Here is a 19,721-nt window from a genome sequence, read left to right as displayed (position 1 = left end):
AGAAGACATGAAATCCATCCTCAAGCCGCTCCTGATGATCGTAGCGATGGCGCTGGGCATGACTGCCGCCGCCACCTTGCCGGCGCGGGCGCTCGTTGAGCTCAACGTCAACAAAGGCAATGTCGAGCCGCTGCCGATCGCCATCACCGATTTCCAGGGCGGCGATGCGCTGGGCGCGGAGATTTCCGGCATTGTCAGCGCAGACCTGAAACGCTCCGGCCTGTTCGCGCCGATCGACAAGAGCGCCTTCATCGAAAAGATCTCCAACCCCGATGCCACGCCTCGCTTCGAGGACTGGAAGGTGATCAATGCCCAGGCGCTGGTCACCGGCAGCGTCAGCAAGGAGGCCGATGGCCGCGTCCGTGCCCAGTACCGGTTGTGGGACACCTTTGCCGGCCAGCAGATGTCGGGCGAGCAGTTCTTCGCCAACGACGCCAACACAAGGCGCGTCGCCCACATCATCGCCGACGCCATCTATGAGCGGCTGACCGGCGAGAAGGGCTATTTCGACACGCGCGTCGTCTTCATCGACGAATCGGGCGCAAAGAACGCGCGAAAGAAGCGCCTCGCCATCATGGACCAGGACGGCGCCAATATCCGCTACCTGTCGGACGGCAGATCGATCGTGCTGACCCCGCGTTTCTCGCCAAACCGGCAGGAAATCACCTACATGTCCTATGAAAGCGGCCAGCCGAAGGTCTATCTGCTGCAGATCGAGACCGGGCAGCGCGAACTGGTCGGCGACTTTCCCGGCATGACCTTTGCGCCGCGGTTCTCGCCCGACGGCCAGAAGGTGATCATGAGCCTGCTGCGCGACGACGGCAATTCCAACATCTTCGCCATGGATTTGAGAAGCCGCTCGACGACCAGGCTCACCAACTCGACGGCCATCGACACCTCGCCGTCCTATTCGCCGGATGGCAGCAAGGTGGTGTTCACCTCCGACCGCGGCGGCCGCGCGCAGATCTATGTGATGGGCGCCGACGGTTCTGGCCAGACCCGCATCTCCTTCGGCGACGGCGTCTATTCGACGCCGGTATGGTCCCCGCGCGGCGACCTCATCGCCTTCACCAAGCAGACCGCCGGCGAGTTCCAGATCGGCGTCATGCGCGTCGACGGTTCAGGCGAGCGCATCCTTTCAACCGGCTTCCAGCAGGAGGGGCCGACCTGGGCGCCCAACGGCCGGGTGCTGATGTTCTTCCGCGATTCTGCCGGCGGCCCGAAACTCGTTTCGGTCGATCTCACCGGCCGCAACGAACAGTCGATCCCGACCTCGAATTTCGCTTCGGACCCGGCCTGGTCGCCGCTGCTGGAATAGGCTGGAAGGGGAATTGAGGAATTGAGGAACTGACGAGTTGAAGAACTGAAGGATGGAGAAGGCAGCGGCCTACATCGAGCACGCGAGGGATTTGGAAGTCTATAAGCGTGCCTATGCAGTTTCCCTTGGGGTACACAGAGCCACGCTTGCTTTTCCGAAAATGGAGCAATACGCGCTCGCCGATCAACTACGTCGTTCCAGCAAGGCGATCTGCGCCAATTTGGCTGAGGGTTTTGCCAAACAAACCCGCTCCAAGCCCGAATTCGCACGGTTCATTTCGATGGCGATAGGGTCATGCAGTGAAGTGGAGACGTGGATTTCGTATGCGTTCGATCTGGAGTATATCACCCAGGCGCAACGCGACGAGTGGTTGCAATCCTATGCCCGCATCTACGGAATGCTGGTCAAATCTCAGAGAGAAGCTGAGGTGACCTCTTTCCTCAATTCCTCAGTTCTTCAACTCTTCAATTCGCTCTTTTCCACGGCTTGGTCGCGTTTCAGCCGCATTTCTGCCTACGGTCCGCGCGCATTGTTGCCTCCTCGGATTCCCCTTGGGCAAAACGGCTGTGGACGGCAGCCGAAACCAAATTTTAACCGTGTTTCTTGAACGCCAGTTAACCCAAACGTGGTTACTGGACGATCAACGAAATCACTCGAATTGCGAAGGAGAGGCGGCATGGGCCGTATCGCAGCACTTACCAGAAACCCGGCGATGATCGCGCTGGTGGCGTTGCTCGCCATCGCCGGCTGCGCCTCGAAGAAGAACCTGAACAGCGCCGCCGATCTCGGTCTCAGCGGCGCCGGGGCGGCAACGCCCGGATCGGCCCAGGACTTCACCGTCAACATCGGCGACCGCATCTTTTTCGATACGGATTCGTCCTCGATCCGCGCCGACGCGCAGACGACGCTTTCGCGGCAGGCGCAATGGCTGAACCAGTATCGGCAGTATGCCATCGTCATCGAAGGCCATGCCGACGAGCGCGGCACGCGCGAATACAATCTGGCGCTCGGCGCCCGCCGCGCCGCCGCCACCCGCGACTTCCTCGTCGCCAGGGGCGTTTCTGCCCAGCGCCTGAAGACCATTTCCTACGGCAAAGAGCGTCCGGTCGCGGTTTGCGACGACATCTCCTGCTGGTCGCAGAACCGCCGCGCCGTCACCACGATCAGCGGCGCCGGTTCCTGATCGGCAATTTTCCGATCGGCAGAAATGCAACACCTACGTGTGAAAGGCGGCTGCGGCCGCCTTTTTCATGTCCGGTGCCCGGATGTGGGACTTGAAACAAAATTTGGCCGAAGTCCTGCGTCCTTGGTAATAACTGAGGCGCCTGACGGTCCACTCCGATCGGAAGGCATGCAACAGGCAAACAATCCACGGCGAGAGGCACATGCATTTCAGATCGGTCTTGAGCGGCACGCTTGCGTTGCTGCTCGTATCAAGCGTCGCTGCCCCGGCAGTAGGCAATGAGCAAGGCACAGAAAAAAGCGGTTTTTCCTTCCGCCTGCCGACGCTCGGCATTTTCGGTGAAAAAAAGAAACCGGATCAGGTGCAATTTGCGCAGGATGGCACCGGCACTACGGGGCTGGAGGAACAACTCCGGCAAATGAACGGCAAGATCGAGGAGCTCAACTTCCAGGTGCTGCAGATGCAGGAGCAGATCCGCAAGCAGCAGGAAGACAACGAGTTCCGCTTCCAGCAGTTGGAAGGCGGCTCACAAGGTGCGCAGCAGCCACGCGAGCAGAAGAAGTCGGACGCCACCACCAACACCGACAGCAGCGTCGCCGAGGCTCCGGCGACGCATGCGCCGGCCGATGCGGGCACACCGCCCGCGGGCGGCCAGAGCGGCGAGGTCATCGTCGAATCACCGACAGGGGAACCCGGCGCGGTGATCCCGGGCACGCCGCCGAAGACGTTCGGCACCATCACCGTCGACAAGAACGGCAATGTGATCGACGCAGACGGCAAGACGCAGGCACATGCACCGGCGCAGAACACCGCCCCCAGCGACCAAGTTACCAGCGACCTGGCCGCTGGCACGCAGGCCGGCAAGTCCGACGATACGGTGGTCGCGGCGCTGCCCGCCACCGACGACCCGGAGGAGCTTTACCGCAATTCCTATCAGTTCATCCTGTCGGGCGACTACGGCACTGCCGAACAGGGTTTTCGCGACCACATCGCCCGCTTCCCCAAGGACGCCAAGACGGCGGACGCGCATTACTGGCTGGGTGAGTCCCTGCTCGGCCAGCAGAAGTACCGCGACGCGGCCGAGACTTTCCTCGCCGCCAGCAAGGACTATCCGAAGGCCAAGAAGGCTCCCGACATGCTGCTGAAGCTCGGTGTGTCACTGGTCGGATTGAACCAGCGCGACGTGGCCTGCGCCACTTTCGGCGAGATCGGCAAGCGCTATCCGAACGTTTCCGGCGCGCTCAAGGAACGCGTCAAGCAGGAAAGGGCGCTCGCGGCGTGTTAGTTTTTCTCTTGCATGTCGTTGCCCCAAGACTTGTTGCCCCAGATCAGGGGCCACTTTTGGGCGACATGCATTGACGCCCGAAACCGAGCCTGACCGTTCGGTTTTGTCGCAGATCGACTTTACCAGCGGCGCTGTTGCGGCCGTGTCCGGCGGCAGCGACTCGACCGCCCTCCTCCTTCTCCTCAAAGATCACCTCGACCGTACCGCGCCGGCAACGAAATTGCTGGCTGTGACCATCGATCACGGTCTGCGGCCGGGCTCGGCAGCGGAAGCACAGGCCGTGGCCAGGCTTTGCGCCGGGCGCGGCATTGCCCACCGCATCCTGCTCTGGTCCGGACGCAAGCCTTCGACCGGCCTGCCGGCTGCCGCGCGAGAGGCACGCTACCGGTTGCTGGTCGAGGCGGCGCAGGCGGAAGGTATCGGCCTGATCCTGACCGGCCACACGGCCGACGACCAGGCCGAGACCGTGCTGATGCGGCAAGCTCGCCAAGAGAGGGTGCGAGAGCCAGGGCGTGGCCTAGCAGGCATGGCACCGGCCACCCTCTATGACTGGCGGATCTGGATCGCACGGCCGCTTCTCGGCACACGGCGTGCTGCGCTGCGCGAAGTCCTCCGGCGCGCGAATGTCGGCTGGACCGAAGACCCGACCAATGAAGACGAGGCTTTCGAGAGGCCACGTATCCGCGCAGCGCTTGCCGACCGCAATGGTGCGCGGGAAGACGCGTTGACGCTGGCCGCGCGGGCTGCGGTGGAGCGCGAGCAGCTTGGCCATCGCGCCGCCGTGCTGATCCGTGGCTTTGCCAGCAGGCCCGCAGCCGGCCTTGTCCGTCTCGATCCGGGCTTTGCGACAGCCGTCGACGAGGCGGCGGCCGTCTACGCGCTGCGGATCCTGCTGGCGACTGTCGGCGGCGTTGCCTTTCTGCCCGGTCAGGCTCGCAGCGAGGCGCTGCTCAACCGGCTGAGGCCCGGACCTCCTGGCACAACCCCAATTTTGGCTGCCCCGTTTTGCGCTACTTTGTCGCGGACGGTGGTCGATGCGCGGCGTGCCGGCATCTTCCTGCGTCGCGAAACCCGCAACCTGCCGCCCGCTGCGCCTGCCGTGAACAATGCCCTCTGGGACGGTCGCCGGAGGATCACATTGGGCGACGAGCCGGGTGCATTTTTGATCGCGCCGCTCGGCGCGGCTGGTGCCGCAAGACTGGCGATTGCCGAAAACGGCACGCAGCCAAGCCTTGTCCGCGCGGCTCTGGCGGCCGAGCCGGTGCTGTGGCGCGCAAGCGAATATCCTGGCGACAGCCCGGTCTTGCCAGGAATGGCGGTATGCCCGGTCGTCGCGCCCTTTGCCCGCTTCCTGCCGTCCTTCGACCTGGCGCCGGCCGGAACTGTCGCCGCGCTGATCGGTGCGCCGCGACTTCCTGCCCCGCCTTTCGGCGGCCACACTGCCGGTTGATCATGGGCGAAAGCTTAACCGCGACATGCTGTTCTGCTTGGCAATGAAGGGCGCCATCCCTATGTTAGACCCAAGTTTCCTCTCACGACGCGTGTCCGCTGGCGGACACCAACGGGACAATTGATGAATCCGAATTATCGCAATCTCGCGCTCTGGGCGATCATAGCGGTCCTGCTCATCGCTCTCTTCAATCTGTTCCAGACGCCGCAGACGCGCGGAGCAGCGAGTGACGTCCCCTATTCGCAGTTCCTGCAGGACGTCGCGGCCGGCCGGGTCAAGACGGTGACCATCGCGGGTGCCCGCATCTCGGGCACCTATACCGACACCTCTACCGGCTTCCAGACCTATTCGCCGGGTGATCCGTCGCTGGTTTCGAGACTCCAGGATAAGAACGTCACCATCAACGCGCGCCCCGAATCCGACGGTTCCAATTCGCTGTTCAGCTATCTCATCTCCTGGCTGCCGATGATCCTCATCCTTGGCGTCTGGATATTCTTCATGCGCCAGATGCAGTCCGGCTCCGGCCGCGCCATGGGCTTCGGCAAGTCGAAGGCCAAGCTTTTGACTGAAGCGCATGGCCGCGTCACCTTCCAGGATGTCGCCGGCGTCGACGAAGCCAAGCAGGATTTGGAAGAGATTGTCGAATTCCTGCGTGATCCGCAGAAGTTCCAGCGGCTTGGCGGCAAGATTCCGCGCGGCGTGCTGCTCGTCGGCCCTCCCGGGACCGGCAAGACGCTGCTTGCCCGTTCGGTCGCCGGTGAGGCCAACGTGCCGTTCTTCACCATTTCCGGCTCGGACTTTGTCGAGATGTTCGTCGGCGTTGGCGCTAGCCGCGTCCGCGACATGTTCGACCAGGCCAAGAAGAATGCGCCCTGCATCATCTTCATCGACGAAATCGACGCGGTCGGCCGCCATCGCGGCGCCGGCCTCGGCGGCGGCAACGACGAGCGCGAGCAGACGCTGAACCAGTTGCTGGTCGAAATGGACGGCTTCGAATCCAACGAAAGCATCATCCTGATCGCTGCCACCAACCGGCCGGACGTGCTCGATCCGGCGCTGCTCAGGCCCGGCCGTTTCGACCGCCAGGTGGTGGTGCCGAACCCCGACATCGTCGGCCGCGAGAAGATCCTGAAGGTGCATGTGCGCAACGTGCCGCTGGCCCCCAATGTCGACCTCAAGGTGATCGCGCGCGGCACGCCGGGGTTTTCCGGCGCCGACCTTATGAACCTCGTCAACGAATCCGCCCTGATGGCGGCGCGGCGCAACAAGCGCCTTGTCACCATGGCCGAGTTCGAGGACGCCAAGGACAAGATCATGATGGGCGCCGAGCGCCGCTCGTCGGCGATGACCCAGGCCGAGAAGGAACTCACCGCCTATCACGAGGCCGGCCACGCCATCCTGGCGCTGAACGTGCCGTCGGCCGATCCGCTGCACAAGGCGACCATCATCCCGCGCGGCCGGGCCCTTGGCATGGTCATGCAGTTGCCGGAAGGCGACCGCTATTCGATGAGCTACAAATACATGATCTCGCGCCTTGCCATCATGATGGGTGGCCGCGTCGCCGAGGAGTTCAAGTTCGGCAAGGAGAACATCACCTCGGGTGCCTCCTCGGACATCGAGCAGGCAACCAAGCTGGCGCGCGCCATGGTCACACGCTGGGGTTTTTCCGACAAGCTTGGCCACGTCGCCTATGGCGACAACCAGGAGGAAGTGTTCCTCGGCCATTCGGTGGCGCGCACGCAGAACGTCTCGGAAGAGACGGCGCAGATCATCGACGCTGAAGTGCGCCGGCTGATCGACGAGGCCTATTCGACGGCGAAATCCATCCTGACCAAGAAGAAGAATGAATGGATTGCGCTGGCGCAGGGGCTTTTGGAATATGAGACGCTGTCCGGCGACGAGATCAAGCAGCTGATCGCCGGCCACAAGCCGGCACGCGATCTCGGCGACGACACGCCGCCGAGCCGCGGCTCGGCCGTGCCGAAGTCCGGCAGCCGCCGCAAGAAGGGCCCGGAGCCCGAAGGCGGCATGGAGCCTCAGCCGTCAAGCTAGGCTCCGGCTCAGGAGACTGATTTCGAAAACGCCGCGGCTTGGACGCGGCGTTTTTGTTCACGAGGTGCCGACAGCGACAGCCGATCGCGGCCTGAAAAACTCCATCACTTCACCCAGTGCAGGGGATTCTCCACATGGGAAATAGACGTTGAAGGTTTGCGGATGCCGTGATGAGGGCTGATCTCCCCGCAAGGGCCCGCAAGGGGGGAGATTGGCAGCGGCGCCGACAGCGCCTCGCTAGCGCAGATACGGCATATCCTGGCCCTGCCTGCAACCGCCAGCAGCAAAAGGCCCGCGAACCTTCGCGAGCCTTGCTATGTTCGAATGTTAATGTCGATCAGCTCTTCAGCGCGACATTGCACAGGCTGTAGAAGCCGCCACCGTTCTGGATCCACTTGAGGCCACCCAGCGTCCCGGCCCCCTTGTTGGCTTGGTACTGGTCGCGGCAGGTGTACATGCGGGCCTTGGCCGGAGTTTCGCTGCTATATTTGTCCGAGATCGCCTTCGGAAACGTCACTCCCTGGGGAGCGGTCACGGTCGGCTTTTTCGGCTGGCTGGTGAGGCTTGCCTGATCGGCTGCCGGCTTGGTGTCGTCGTCGAAGGCACTGGCACCGCACTGGCTCATGCGGAAGTCGTTCCACTTCATGCCGTTCAGCGTGTTGCCGGCCTTGGCCGCCCGATATTTGGCGCCGCACTCCGCCCTGCTGAGGCCGCTGCCTGCATTGGCAGTTGCCGCTGCCTTGGTCGTCGCTGCGGCGGCCGCATCGGGCGTTGCAGCGCTGGTGCTGTTCGCCTTGGCTGGCGTGGCGTCGGTTGCGGCGGCGACGGTGACGCATTCTGCTTTGCGGAACTGGTTCCAGTTCTGCCCGCCAAGTGTTCCGGCGTCCTTTGCCGCGTTATACTTGGTGCTGCATTCAGCCATGGTCAGCGCATTGGCGGGCGCTGCCAGGAATAAAGTCACCACGGCAAGACCCGTCAAAGTTGCAAGTCGATGGATAAGCATGTGTCTTCTCCTCTGATGTTCACGTTATGTACCAAGCAAGCAATAGCACTCAACGAATGGTTGCGCCAGAGGGCAAATGGCGTAAAACCCTTCGGAAAGTGCATTATTTTGGATGAACTCGTTGCCAGCTCCTGCCCCCAGGCACTTTCCTGGGCGCATATGCACGGAAAACTTGTATAGAGCGGACCACTCTCCGGGAACTGCCTCGCATGACGGGCCGAGCGGGTCGGCCAGTGCGGCCGGCCCAGAATAACGCGACGGGGATTCTGACTTCGATGCCGCTGATTGGCACATGAAAGAATCCAGATGCGGTCTGAAGGTTCTGAACGCTGCTGGCGCAACCAGGGCAGGCAAATTCAAAGCACTGACGTGACACAAAACACACAAGACAACAGTTTTCTAAGGAATGGTGCCCTATAATCATGAATTGTGATGATAGGGCTCGGGCCAATGTGTGGCATGACGTGCCGGCAATGAACCATCGGGAAGCTGACTAGCATGGCAGGAAGTTATTTCGGAACGGACGGCATTCGCGGCCGCGCCAATAGATTTCCAATGACGGCGGAGGTCGCCATGAGGGTCGGCATGGCCGCCGGCCTTTCGTTCCAGCGCGGCAACCATCGTCACCGCGTCGTGCTCGGCAAGGACACCAGACTTTCCGGCTACATGATCGAGAATGCGATGGTGTCGGGCCTGTGCGCCGCCGGCATGGATGTGTTCCTACTCGGCCCGATTCCGACGCCCGCGGTCGCCATGCTGGTGCGCTCATTGCGCGCCGACATCGGCGTGATGATCTCGGCCTCGCACAATCCTTACTACGACAACGGCATCAAGCTGTTCGGTCCCGATGGCTACAAGCTTTCCGACGAGATCGAGGAGCGCATCGAGGGCATGCTCGACAAGGATATCGAACTGGCGCTCGCCGACTCGGACGGGCTCGGCCGCGCCAAGCGCGTCGACGGCGTTCATGACCGCTATATCGAATTTGCCAAGCGCACGCTGCCGCGGTCGATGTCGCTGTCGGGCCTCCGCATCGTCGTAGATTGCGCCAATGGCGCCGCCTACAAGGTGGCGCCCGAGGCGCTGTGGGAACTCGGCGCCGAAGTTGTCGCCATCAACGTCGAGCCCAACGGCTTCAACATCAACAAGGAGTGTGGCTCGACCCATCCGGCCGGCCTGCAGAAGAAGGTGCATGAAGTGCGCGCCGATATCGGCATCGCGCTCGACGGCGACGCCGACCGCGTCGTCATCGTCGACGAGAACGGCGCGATCGTCGATGGCGACCAGATCATGGCGCTGATTGCCGAGTCCTGGCATCAGAGCGGCCGGCTGGCCGGCGGTGGCGTCGTCTCGACGGTGATGTCCAATCTCGGCCTCGAACGCTTCCTCGGCGACATGAACCTGCAGTTGCACCGCACCAAGGTCGGCGACCGCTATGTCGTCGAGCACATGCGTGCGCACGGCCTGAATGTCGGCGGCGAACAGTCGGGCCACATCGTGCTGTCCGATTTTTCCACCACCGGCGACGGCCTCGTCTCGGCACTCCAGGTGCTCGCCTGCATCAAGCGGCAGAACCGACCGGTCAGCGAACTGTCGAAGAAGTTCGCGCCGGTGCCGCAATTGCTGAAGAACGTTCATATTTCCGGCGGCAAGCCGCTCGAGGAAGCCCTGGTCAAGGCGGCGATCGAAGATGGACGCCATCGTTTGGGCCAGGCTGGCCGCCTGGTCATCCGGCCGTCCGGCACGGAACCGCTCATCCGCGTCATGGCGGAAGGCGACGATCAGCAACTGGTCGAGGCCGTCGTCAACGACATCGTCGAGGTCATTTCGGAAGCCCGCAGCGCTGCCTGATCCCCCAGTTTTTGCCAGGTGAAAAGCCCGCCCTCCGGCGGGCTTTTTTCGTGTGTCCGCACGCCAAATCGTTGGCGGACAACGCGAAAATCCTGAAAGATTTAGAGATTCATGGTTAAGCGATAGGGTTAAACGGCTTTTAACTTTTCCAATTCATTATCCACGACTGAAACCAATCAGATTCGGACGCGTTCGCTGTGCCGAGGGTTCTCAGGGGTGACAAGCATGTTCAATACAGCAAGAATGGGCCTCTTTGCCGCGCTGCTCGCGGGCGTGGCCGGACCAGTGTTGGCCGCCGACTTCGTCGAGCCGCCTGTGGTCGAGCCGGCCCCGCCGCCGCCCGTCTACGAGCAGCCGGTCGAATATGGCGGCTGGTACATTCGCGGCGACATCGACTACCACTGGTCGAAGTTCCGCGGCGGCGACTACATCACCTACGGGGCGGTTCCAGGCACTGGCAGCTTTGACAGCGGCAAGCTGGATGGCGCCTTCTCGGCCGGCGCCGGCGTCGGCTACCAGATCAACCGGCATTTCCGTACCGACCTGACCGCGGGCTGGATGAGCAAATCCGATTTCCGCGGCTCGACCAGCGGCTTCTGCGGCATCAATCAGACGCCCTGCACTTCGACCGACCACTCATCCTATACGGCGCTGCTGCTCCTGGCCAATGCCTATGTCGATATCGGCACCTGGCACGGCGTCACGCCTTATGTCGGCGCCGGCATCGGCGGCGCCTGGGTCAAATGGGACACGCTGCACAACAATGACATCGACGGCGAGTTCGAGCATCATGGCGGCAAGGGCTGGCGCTTTGCCTATGCGGCCATGGCGGGCGCCTCCTACTGCCTGACCGATCGCGTCAAGCTCGATCTCGGCTACCGCTTCAGCCGTATCGAGGGCGGCAAGATGTTCGACTACGCTTCAGACAGCAATGTCGGTCCCGGCCGTGACAAGGGCATCAATGTGCACGAAGTGCGCGGCGGCCTGCGCTACCAGTTCGGCAACTCGGACTGCGCCCAGCCGGAGCCGATCGCCTACGAACCCGAACCGGTTTACACCAAGTAATCGCTTCGAGAGCAGGTTTGCGGACCGCCCGGCAAAAGCCGGGCGGTTTTTCTCGTTGTGGCGGAACGCGCATCAAAATCAATTCGCTAACGCCCTGTTATCCTTAACCGCCACTTAACCACTATGGTTAACAATGCCCTGAAACGGCGCTCGCGATCGCGAATGGCGCCACCTTCGGGAGCCGGGGATCATGACAGTCAAATCGCGCATAGCACTGGCGCTTGCAGCAATCGCCCTGACGCCGTTGTCGCAGGCGCTTGGCGCCGACTACGATCCGCCGATCTATGTCGACCAGGCGCCGGACTATGTGCCGGTCGAAGTCGGTTCGGGATGGTATCTGCGCGGCGATGTCTCCTATCTGGTGCAGAAGAGCTTCGACAATGAGGACTTCGCCTTCGCGCCAGCGAACTTCGACGAAGAAGAGGATCACATCTTCGCCAGCATCGGCTTCGGCTACCATTTTAACGATTATCTGCGCGCCGATCTCAATCTGGGCTATCTGCCCGGCAACGAGATCAGCGTCAGCTATGACAACGGAACGACCGTGGCATCGGCGGACCTGGAGAACTACGCGTTCTCGGGCATGCTCAACGGCTATGTCGATCTTGGCACCTATGTCGGGATCACACCCTATCTCGGCGCCGGTATCGGTATTGTCCAGACCAGGCGGCGCCTCTCGGCGGACTACTTCACAGACAACGCCAACCCCGCCGACGATTTCGTCCGCGATGACAACGAGACCCATTACTCTTTCGCCTATACGCTGAACGCCGGCCTTGCCTACCAGGTGTCCAAGAACCTTTCAGTCGATCTGGGCTATCAATATTTTTCCGCACCCGACGCCGAATATACCACCGCACAGGATTTGGATTCCTATCCGATCGACAAAGGGATCAGCAATCATCAGGTCAAGGTCGGGCTGCGCTACGATCTCTGGTAGGCACGGCGAAAGCCTCGGGAATGCCAGCGGCGGATTTCGGTCCGTCGTTCTCTTTTTCGGTGGGACGCGACCAGTATCCCGTCAGCGACAAAAACTTTCCTCTTGACGCCGGAAGCCTGAACGCATATCGCCGTCTGTGGGCCACCCCTCCCCAACGAGGGGCCACTATCTGGAAGGATAGACCACGATGACGATCCATACGAAGCCCGGACTGCGCCCGGCAAATCCCAATTTTTCCTCAGGTCCCTGTGCAAAACGCCCCGGCTGGTCAGTCGAGGCGCTGGCCAATGCCGCGCTCGGACGCTCGCACCGCGCCAAGATCGGCAAGACCAAGCTCGAACAGGCGATCGAGCTGACGCGGGAAATTCTCCAAATTCCGGCGGATTATCGCATCGGCATCGTGCCGGCGTCGGACACCGGCGCGGTCGAGATGGCGATGTGGTCGCTGCTCGGCGAACGCGGCGTCGACATGGTCGCCTGGGAGAGTTTCGGTTCCGGCTGGGTCACCGATGTGGTCAAGCAGCTGAAGCTCGCCGACGTGCGCAGGATCGAAGCCGGCTACGGTGCGTTGCCGGATCTGACAAAAATCGACTTCGACCGCGACGTGGTCTTCACCTGGAACGGCACGACCTCAGGCGTGTGCGTGCCGAACGGCGATTTCATCCCGGCCGCCCGCAAGGGCCTGACCATCTGCGACGCCACGTCGGCGGCCTTTGCGCAAGAGCTCGATTTTGGCAAGCTCGACGTCGTCACCTTCTCCTGGCAGAAGGTGCTGGGCGGCGAAGGTGCGCATGGCATGCTGATCCTCAGCCCGCGCGCCGTCGAGCGGCTGGAAAGCTACAAGCCTGGCTGGCCGCTGCCGAAAATCTTTCGGCTCACCTCGGGCGGCAAGCTCATCGAAGGCATTTTTAAGGGCGAAACCATCAACACGCCGTCGATGCTGTGCGTCGAGGATTATCTCGACGCGCTGCGTTGGGCGAAGTCGATCGGCGGTCTCGACGCATTGATTGCCCGCGCCGACGCCAACGCCGCAATTATCGACGGTTTCGTCGGTAAATCCGCATGGCTTGGCCATCTGGCCACCGACCCGGCGACGCGGTCGAACACGTCCGTCTGTCTTTCCTTCACCGACCCGGACGTCGCCGCGCTCGATGCCGACGGACAAGCGGCGTTCGCCAAGGGCATCGTCTCGGCGCTCGACAAGGAAGGCGTCGCCTACGATATCGGCGCCTATCGCGATGCGCCGCCGGGCCTGCGCATCTGGTGCGGCGCAACCGTCGAGACTTCCGACCTCGAAGCGCTGCTGCCGTGGCTCGACTGGGCCTTTGCCGCGCAAAAGGCGTCGCTCAAGGCGGCCGCCTGATCCCTCCCCTTCGAGGGGAGGGTGGCCCGAAGGGCCGGGTGGGCTCGCCTCCACCCAACTCAACGGTCCGCCATCCAGAAGAAAAAGATTTCGGCCACGCCCGGCCGCAACCACCCCACCCCGGCACTTCGCGCCGACCCTCCCGTCAGGGGAGGGGCGCCAATCGCAAAGGATGAAGCCCATGCCCCGCGTTCTCGTCTCAGACAAACTCTCCACCACCGCCGTGCAGATCTTCAGGGATCGCGGCATCGAGATCGACTACCTGCCCGATCTCGGCAAGGACAAGGAAAAGCTGCTCGAAGTGATCGGCCAGTATGACGGCCTCGCCATCCGTTCGGCGACCAAAGTCACCGAAAAGCTGATCGACGCCGCCACAAGGCTCAAGGTGGTCGGCCGCGCCGGCATCGGCGTCGACAATGTCGACATCCCGGCGGCGAGCCGCAAGGGCATCATCGTGATGAACACGCCCTTCGGCAATTCGATCACCACCGCCGAGCATGCCGTCGCCATGATCTTCGCGCTGGCCCGCCAGATACCGGAAGCCAATGCCTCGACCCATGCCGGCAAGTGGGAAAAGAACCGCTTCATGGGCACCGAGATCACCGGCAAGACGCTGGGCATCATCGGCTGCGGCAATATCGGCTCGATCGTCGCTACGCGCGGCGTTGGCCTGAAGATGCACGTCATCGCCTTCGATCCGTTCCTGTCGGACAGTCGCGCCGAGGAGCTCGGCGTCGAGAAGGTGGAACTCGACGAGCTGTTCGCCCGCGCCGATTTCATCACCCTGCACACGCCCTTGACCGACAAGACGCGCAACATCATCGACGCTTCGGCGATCGCCAAAATGAAGACCGGCGTGCGCATCATCAACTGCGCCCGTGGCGGGCTGATCGTCGAGGCCGACCTGATCGCGGCGTTGAAAAGCGGCAAGGTGGCAGGCGCCGGCATCGACGTGTTCGAGGTCGAGCCGGCGGAGAAAAGCGAGCTGTTCGGCATGGAGAATGTGGTGGCGACGCCGCACCTCGGCGCATCGACGATGGAGGCGCAGGAGAATGTCGCTCTGCAGGTCGCCGAGCAGATGGCCGACTACCTGATCAAGGGCGCCGTTTCCAACGCCATCAACATGCCGTCGATCACCGCCGAGGAAGCGCCGCGCCTAAAACCCTTCGTCAAGCTGGCCGAAGTGCTCGGCGCCTTTGTCGGCCAGGTCACCGAGGATCCGATCAAGGAGGTCGAGATCCTGTTCGACGGCTCGACCGCGACGATGAACACGCGCGCGCTGATCAGCGCCACACTTGCCGGGCTGATCCGGCCGCAGGTCTCCGACGTCAACATGGTTTCGGCGCCGATCATGGTCAAGGAGCGCGGCATCATCGTCGCCGAGGTCAAGCGCGACAAATCGGGCGTGTTCGACGGCTATATCAAGCTGACGGTCAAGACCGAGCACAAGACGCGTGCGATCGCCGGCACCTGCTTCTCGGACGGCAAGCCGCGCTTCATCCAGATCAAGGGCATCAACCTCGACGCCGAGGTCGGCCAGCACATGCTGTACACGACGAATGCCGACGCGCCCGGCATCATCGGCCTGCTCGGCACGGTCTGCGGCGAGAACGGCGTCAACATCGCCAACTTCCAGCTCGGCCGCAACCGGCCTGGCGGCGATGCCATCGCGCTGCTCTATCTCGATGCGCCGTTCCCGGAGAAGGTGCTGGAACAGGTGCGGGCGCACAAGTCGATCGACTCCGCCAAGCGGCTGCATTTCGACGTCGGCGTCGCCTGAGTCATCCGCGAGCGCCCCGCGAGTTTTGTAAGCCCACGGGGCGTTTCGACAATGGCGTCGAAATATCGACAGAGTTCTTTCACGGCCCGTCACAGGTTTCCGGCTGTCAAATCGCCATTTTACGCCCGCTGTATTCAGCCAGGCTGATGCCGCCGAGCACCAGCACGAGGGCCACGCCCTGATAGAGCTGGAATGTCTCACCGACGATCAGCACCGACAGCAGCGTGCCGAAGATCGGCACCAGGTTGATGAACAGACCGGCCCGGTTGGCGCCGATCAGTTCGATGCCCCTGATATAAAAAATCTGCGAGACGACCGAAGCGCCGATCGCAGTGTAGAACGCTATCGCCCAGCCGCGCGCATCGGGGATGATGACCTTGCCGGCAGCCACCTCCCAGAGGAAGAAAGGCAGCGAGGTCACCAGTGCGGCAATCGACAGCGCCAGCATCAGGCTTTGCCAGCGTATGGCCGGCTTCAGCCGCAACCCGACCGAGTAGAAGCTGTAGCAAAGCACCGCGATCAGCATGATGGCGTCGCCGAAGTTGAGGTCCAGCTTGAGAAGCTGGCGCAGATCGCCGTGGCTGGCGGTCAGGGCGACGCCGATGATCGTCAGCACGACACCGGCGATCTGCACCCGGTTCACACGCAGGCGAAACAGCACGAAATTGGCGAGGATGATGACGACCGGGATTGCCGCCTGCTCGATCGAGACGTTGATCGCCGTCGTGTAGTTGAGCGCCGTGTAGAAGATCGCGTTGAAAAAGGTGAAGCCGCAAGCGCCGAGCCCGCCAAGCAGCAACCAATGCCTGCGCACCACCGGCCAGTCCTCGCGCAGCGTTCGCCAGCCGATCGGCAGCATGATCAGAACGGCCAGGACCCAGCGCAGGAAGACCAGCGTCATCGGCGAAATATGGTCGACTGCCAGCTTGCCGGCCACGGAGTTGCCGCCCCACAGCAAGGTGGTGAACAGCAGGAACAGATAGGCGGTTCGATGCATCGCGAAATTCCAGCCGGGGTGGGCAGGGTCATTGCCGACCTATTGTGGTGGTTCGCCCAAGTAAATGATGTCAAACGCGAAAATTGTTGTGCCTGAGGGCGCTTTCGGCGGCAAAGAATGGTCGCGCTCGCCGGGTGTTGACGTTATAGAACGACGTACGTCCACCTGGACGCACAAAGTACGCGTCTCAAGGCTTTGAACGTTCGCGTCGTGCTATCCGAAAATCGATTCCGATTTTCTGGCCGATGCGATAGAAGCCTGTCGTTTCGAACCATTCAAGCCGCTCGGAGCGGCGCCTCAAGGGAAAAGAAACATGGCCAATGTGGTGGTCGTCGGCTCGCAATGGGGCGACGAGGGCAAAGGCAAGATCGTCGACTGGCTGTCGGAACGCGCCGACGTCGTCGTGCGCTTCCAGGGCGGCCACAATGCCGGCCATACGCTGGTCGTCGACGGCAAGGTCTACAAGCTGTCGCTGCTGCCGTCCGGCGTGGTGCGGCAAGGCAAGCTGTCCATCATCGGCAATGGCGTCGTCTTCGACCCGCATGCCTTCGTCGCGGAAGTAGCGAAATTGAAGGCGCAAGGCGTCGAGGTGACGCCGGAGCGCCTGAAAATAGCCGAAAACACCGCGCTTATCCTGTCCTTGCACCGGGAGCTGGACGGATTCCGCGAAGACGCCGCCTCCAATTCGGGAACGAAAATCGGCACGACCCGTCGCGGCATCGGCCCCGCTTATGAGGATAAGGTGGGCCGGCGCGCAGTCAGGGTGATGGATTTGGCGGATTTGGAAACGCTGCCCTTGAAGGTCGACAGGCTGCTGACGCATCACAATGCGCTGCGCCGCGGGCTCGGCCACGCCGAAGTCACGCATGACGCAATCATGAGTGAGCTGATTTCGGTCGCCGACGAGATCCTGCCCTATATGGACCGCGTCTGGAAGATCCTCGACGACAAGCGCCGCGCCGGCGAACGCATCCTGTTCGAGGGTGCGCAGGGCACGCTGCTTGACATCGACCACGGCACCTATCCGTTCGTCACCTCGTCCAACACGGTGGCTGGCCAAGCGGCCGCCGGATCCGGCGTCGGCCCGGGTGCCATCGGTTATGTGCTCGGCATCACCAAGGCCTATACGACCCGTGTCGGCGAAGGTCCGTTCCCGACCGAACAGAAGAACGAGATCGGCGAGTTCCTGGGCACGCGCGGCCACGAGTTCGGCGTCGTCACCGGCCGCAAGCGCCGCTGCGGCTGGTTCGATGCCGTGCTGGTTCGCCAAGCCGTCGCCGTAAACGGCATCAAGGGCATCGCCCTGACCAAGCTCGACGTGCTCGACGGGCTGGACGAGATCAAGGTCTGCACCGGCTACCGCCTCGATGGCGAGGCGATCGACTATCTGCCGGCCAGCCAGGGTGCGCAGGCGCGCGTCAAACCGGTCTACGAGACGCTGGAGGGCTGGAAAGGCACCAGCGCCGGCGCCAGAAGCTGGAACGATCTGCCGGCCCAGGCAGTCAAATATGTCCGTCACATCGAGGAACTGATCGGCGCGCCGGTCGCACTCCTTTCCACCAGCCCTGAACGGGACGACACAATACTTGTGACCGATCCGTTTCAAGACTAGATTCCAAGCTGTTCCGGGCATCGCGGCCGATTTGCGGGGGCCGGCCTAGAAACGAAATGCAGGTCGACTGAAGCATGGCAGATTTTGTTGGTGCTCTGAAAAAGACGCTCGACGGCCTTGGAAATCCGACGCCGGAGATACGCGCCAGGGTCTATGACAAGGCCCGTTCGACAATCGCGGACAAGCTTGCGAAGAACATACCGCCGCTGGCGCCGTCGGTCGTTGCCCAGCATAAGCGCACTCTGGAAGATGCCATCGCCATCGTCGAGCGGAGCTACGCCAAGCCTGCGCCGGTATCCGATCCGCTGTCGGAGTTGGAGGACATCTTCTCCTCCATCGACCGCAACAAGAACCAACCCAGCCATGTCCGACAGCCGGCAAAGGCCGAGCCGGCATGGCAGCCGGCCAAGACCGAGCCGGAATGGCAGCCGGCCAAGACCGAGCCGGAATGGCAGCCGGCCAAGACCGAGCCGGCATGGCAGCCGGCCAAGACCGAGCCGGCATGGCAGCCGGCCAAGACCGAGCCGGAATGGCAGCCGGCACCTGCCGCCAAAGCCTCGCTGAATTGGCAAAAACCGCCTCCAGAGGGCACCGATGCGGAGCCTTCGGACGCGGATCTTCCAGCGGCTCACGAGAACAGCGATAGCTTTAGAGACGATGTCTTCCCCAACGACGAGGAGCCGGCGCCGGACACTTTTCAGCATCCTGCCGAGCGCAGGCGCAGCTATGGCGGGCTGATCGCCGCTGTCGTCGCCTTGCTCGTCATCGCGGGCGGCGGCTACGGCATCTGGCTGAACAAGGACGCGTTCAGCAACATGCTGGGTCTCAACAGCACGACGGTCGCAACCGTAGAACCGCTGGTGAAGCCGAGCCCGGCCGAGCGGCCGGCTGCCGATGCTGCGGCAAGGGCCCCGGCTGCAGCGGCTCCAGCCGATGCCGAGGGCACAAAGTTCACCCAGCGGCTGACACCTGAGGGCGGTGAGGTCGATCCCGGCCCCGCTTCAGGACAAAGTGGCATCGGAGAGGGCGAATCCGTCGCAGCACTGACCAGGCCGCCGCCGGCCGCACCTGCGCCTGCAGCGCCTGCCGGCACGCCAGCCACGAATGTGCCCGCACCGGGCGCGGCCCCCGCAACACCGCCTGCCGATGCCGCCACGCTGGCGCCTGCGGCGCCGACCGATAGCGCAGCCGCGCCGGCAGCGCCGGCCCCGGGTGCCGCGCCGGGTGCTGCACCGACAGCCGCGCCTGCGGAAACCGCACTGGCGGTCGGCCAGAAGGCGATCTTCTACGAGGAGCGCACCAGCACCGCGCAAGGCTCGGCCGAGCCCGGCAGCATCGTCTGGTCGCTGGTGCAGGAATCGCCCGGCGGCAATCTGCCGCCCGAGCCGGCAATCCGCGCCGAGGCGAGCATTCCGGGCAAGGACGTGCAGTTGCGCATGACCATCCGCCGCAACACCGACCAGACGCTGCCGGCCAGCCACATCATCGAGATGATTTTCCTGACGCCCGATGGTTTCGACGGCGGCGGTGTCGACAACATCCTGCGCGTCGCCATGAAGGGCTCTGAACAGGATGCCGGCAGTCCACTGATCGGCATCCCGGCCAAGATCGCCGACGGCTTCTTCCTGGTCGCTCTCAACGACACAAAGCCGGACGAAGACGCCAATCTGACCCTGCTGCGGGGCCAGAAATGGATCGACGTGCCGGTCGTCTACAAGACCGGACGGCGGGCGCTGCTCACCATGGAAAAGGGCATTCCCGGCGAGAAGGTGTTCGACGAGGCGCTGAAGGCCTGGCAAACAAAAGAGGCGGGCTGAGGCCG

General features: G+C 62.9%; 15 protein-coding genes. 13 read left to right on the top strand and 2 right to left on the bottom strand.

Features of this window, described 5'->3' with window-relative positions:
- Positions 1 to 34: 34 nt before the first annotated feature.
- From tolB to ftsH, 6 genes are all read left to right on the top strand, one after another.
- A complete protein-coding gene (tolB, locus tag AC0L3D_RS12390) occupies positions 35 to 1,318 on the top strand; it encodes a Tol-Pal system beta propeller repeat protein TolB (protein ID WP_245268562.1) in 1,284 nt (427 codons plus the stop codon).
- 52 nt (positions 1,319 to 1,370) lie between these two features.
- On the top strand, positions 1,371 to 1,925 hold the full coding sequence (locus tag AC0L3D_RS12385) for a four helix bundle protein (protein ID WP_473628538.1): 555 nt from the start codon (positions 1,371 to 1,373) through the stop codon (positions 1,923 to 1,925).
- Positions 1,926 to 1,994: 69 nt separating this feature from the next.
- The gene (gene pal / locus AC0L3D_RS12380; RefSeq protein WP_027152911.1) at positions 1,995 to 2,501 is read left to right on the top strand and encodes a peptidoglycan-associated lipoprotein Pal; all 507 of its coding nucleotides are present in this window, start codon (positions 1,995 to 1,997) and stop codon (positions 2,499 to 2,501) included.
- Positions 2,502 to 2,703: 202 nt separating this feature from the next.
- Positions 2,704 to 3,786, top strand: a complete 1,083-nt coding sequence (ybgF, locus tag AC0L3D_RS12375; protein WP_473628537.1) for a tol-pal system protein YbgF — start codon at positions 2,704 to 2,706, stop codon at positions 3,784 to 3,786.
- Between the two features lie 70 nt (positions 3,787 to 3,856).
- Positions 3,857 to 5,236, top strand: coding sequence for a tRNA lysidine(34) synthetase TilS (tilS, locus tag AC0L3D_RS12370; protein ID WP_473644498.1), 1,380 nt, complete (start codon positions 3,857 to 3,859; stop codon positions 5,234 to 5,236).
- 123 nt (positions 5,237 to 5,359) lie between these two features.
- Complete coding sequence (ftsH, locus tag AC0L3D_RS12365; protein ID WP_473628533.1) at positions 5,360 to 7,288, top strand: ATP-dependent zinc metalloprotease FtsH; 1,929 nt, start codon at positions 5,360 to 5,362, stop codon at positions 7,286 to 7,288.
- A gap of 337 nt (positions 7,289 to 7,625) precedes the next feature.
- Here the strand turns inward: ftsH and AC0L3D_RS12360 are convergent, their stop codons facing one another.
- Positions 7,626 to 8,291, bottom strand: coding sequence for a hypothetical protein (locus AC0L3D_RS12360; RefSeq protein ID WP_473644496.1), 666 nt, complete (start codon positions 8,289 to 8,291; stop codon positions 7,626 to 7,628).
- A 498-nt stretch (positions 8,292 to 8,789) separates the two neighbouring features.
- Here AC0L3D_RS12360 and glmM point away from each other — a divergent pair, with 498 nt between their 5' ends.
- The 5 genes from glmM to serA all read left to right on the top strand — a co-directional run bounded on the left by glmM (position 8,790) and on the right by serA (position 15,290).
- Positions 8,790 to 10,142, top strand: a complete 1,353-nt coding sequence (gene glmM / locus AC0L3D_RS12355; RefSeq protein WP_473628530.1) for a phosphoglucosamine mutase — start codon at positions 8,790 to 8,792, stop codon at positions 10,140 to 10,142.
- A 225-nt stretch (positions 10,143 to 10,367) separates the two neighbouring features.
- Complete coding sequence (locus AC0L3D_RS12350) at positions 10,368 to 11,207, top strand: outer membrane protein (RefSeq protein ID WP_473628528.1); 840 nt, start codon at positions 10,368 to 10,370, stop codon at positions 11,205 to 11,207.
- A 190-nt stretch (positions 11,208 to 11,397) separates the two neighbouring features.
- A complete protein-coding gene (locus tag AC0L3D_RS12345) occupies positions 11,398 to 12,147 on the top strand; it encodes an outer membrane protein (protein WP_023799975.1) in 750 nt (249 codons plus the stop codon).
- Between the two features lie 187 nt (positions 12,148 to 12,334).
- Positions 12,335 to 13,510, top strand: coding sequence for a phosphoserine transaminase (locus AC0L3D_RS12340; protein ID WP_473644494.1), 1,176 nt, complete (start codon positions 12,335 to 12,337; stop codon positions 13,508 to 13,510).
- A 181-nt stretch (positions 13,511 to 13,691) separates the two neighbouring features.
- Positions 13,692 to 15,290: a phosphoglycerate dehydrogenase gene (serA, locus tag AC0L3D_RS12335; protein WP_473644492.1), complete on the top strand. Its 1,599-nt coding sequence runs from the start codon at positions 13,692 to 13,694 to the stop codon at positions 15,288 to 15,290.
- Between the two features lie 106 nt (positions 15,291 to 15,396).
- Here serA and AC0L3D_RS12330 read toward each other — a convergent pair whose 3' ends face one another.
- Positions 15,397 to 16,287, bottom strand: coding sequence for a DMT family transporter (locus AC0L3D_RS12330; RefSeq protein ID WP_287240371.1), 891 nt, complete (start codon positions 16,285 to 16,287; stop codon positions 15,397 to 15,399).
- Between the two features lie 313 nt (positions 16,288 to 16,600).
- Here AC0L3D_RS12330 and AC0L3D_RS12325 point away from each other — a divergent pair, with 313 nt between their 5' ends.
- Both AC0L3D_RS12325 and AC0L3D_RS12320 read left to right on the top strand, forming a co-directional pair.
- Positions 16,601 to 17,899, top strand: a complete 1,299-nt coding sequence (locus AC0L3D_RS12325) for an adenylosuccinate synthase (RefSeq protein WP_473644491.1) — start codon at positions 16,601 to 16,603, stop codon at positions 17,897 to 17,899.
- A gap of 74 nt (positions 17,900 to 17,973) precedes the next feature.
- Positions 17,974 to 19,716 (top strand): hypothetical protein, encoded by a 1,743-nt coding sequence (locus AC0L3D_RS12320; protein WP_473644489.1) that lies wholly within the window; start codon positions 17,974 to 17,976, stop codon positions 19,714 to 19,716.
- Positions 19,717 to 19,721: the final 5 nt, after the last annotated feature.

It is taken from the genome of Mesorhizobium sp. WSM4837 (assembly GCF_055811435.1).
Note: the sequence above shows the minus strand (reverse complement) of the source record. Positions and strands in the feature narration are given on the sequence as shown.

What these genes read in the sequence shown, in the direction of transcription:
- tolB (WP_245268562.1), top strand. Translation starts at nt 35, where the DNA reads ATGATCGTAGCGATGGCGCTGGGCATGACTGCCGCCGCCACCTTGCCG.
- AC0L3D_RS12350 (WP_473628528.1), top strand. Translation starts at nt 10,368, where the DNA reads ATGTTCAATACAGCAAGAATGGGCCTCTTTGCCGCGCTGCTCGCGGGC.
- AC0L3D_RS12345 (WP_023799975.1), top strand. Translation starts at nt 11,398, where the DNA reads ATGACAGTCAAATCGCGCATAGCACTGGCGCTTGCAGCAATCGCCCTG.
- AC0L3D_RS12360 (WP_473644496.1), bottom strand. Translation starts at nt 8,291, where the DNA reads ATGCTTATCCATCGACTTGCAACTTTGACGGGTCTTGCCGTGGTGACT.
- ybgF (WP_473628537.1), top strand. Translation starts at nt 2,704, where the DNA reads ATGCATTTCAGATCGGTCTTGAGCGGCACGCTTGCGTTGCTGCTCGTA.
- serA (WP_473644492.1), top strand. Translation starts at nt 13,692, where the DNA reads ATGCCCCGCGTTCTCGTCTCAGACAAACTCTCCACCACCGCCGTGCAG.
- AC0L3D_RS12340 (WP_473644494.1), top strand. Translation starts at nt 12,335, where the DNA reads ATGACGATCCATACGAAGCCCGGACTGCGCCCGGCAAATCCCAATTTT.
- pal (WP_027152911.1), top strand. Translation starts at nt 1,995, where the DNA reads ATGGGCCGTATCGCAGCACTTACCAGAAACCCGGCGATGATCGCGCTG.
- AC0L3D_RS12385 (WP_473628538.1), top strand. Translation starts at nt 1,371, where the DNA reads ATGGAGAAGGCAGCGGCCTACATCGAGCACGCGAGGGATTTGGAAGTC.
- AC0L3D_RS12330 (WP_287240371.1), bottom strand. Translation starts at nt 16,287, where the DNA reads ATGCATCGAACCGCCTATCTGTTCCTGCTGTTCACCACCTTGCTGTGG.
- ftsH (WP_473628533.1), top strand. Translation starts at nt 5,360, where the DNA reads ATGAATCCGAATTATCGCAATCTCGCGCTCTGGGCGATCATAGCGGTC.
- AC0L3D_RS12325 (WP_473644491.1), top strand. Translation starts at nt 16,601, where the DNA reads ATGGCCAATGTGGTGGTCGTCGGCTCGCAATGGGGCGACGAGGGCAAA.
- AC0L3D_RS12320 (WP_473644489.1), top strand. Translation starts at nt 17,974, where the DNA reads ATGGCAGATTTTGTTGGTGCTCTGAAAAAGACGCTCGACGGCCTTGGA.
- glmM (WP_473628530.1), top strand. Translation starts at nt 8,790, where the DNA reads ATGGCAGGAAGTTATTTCGGAACGGACGGCATTCGCGGCCGCGCCAAT.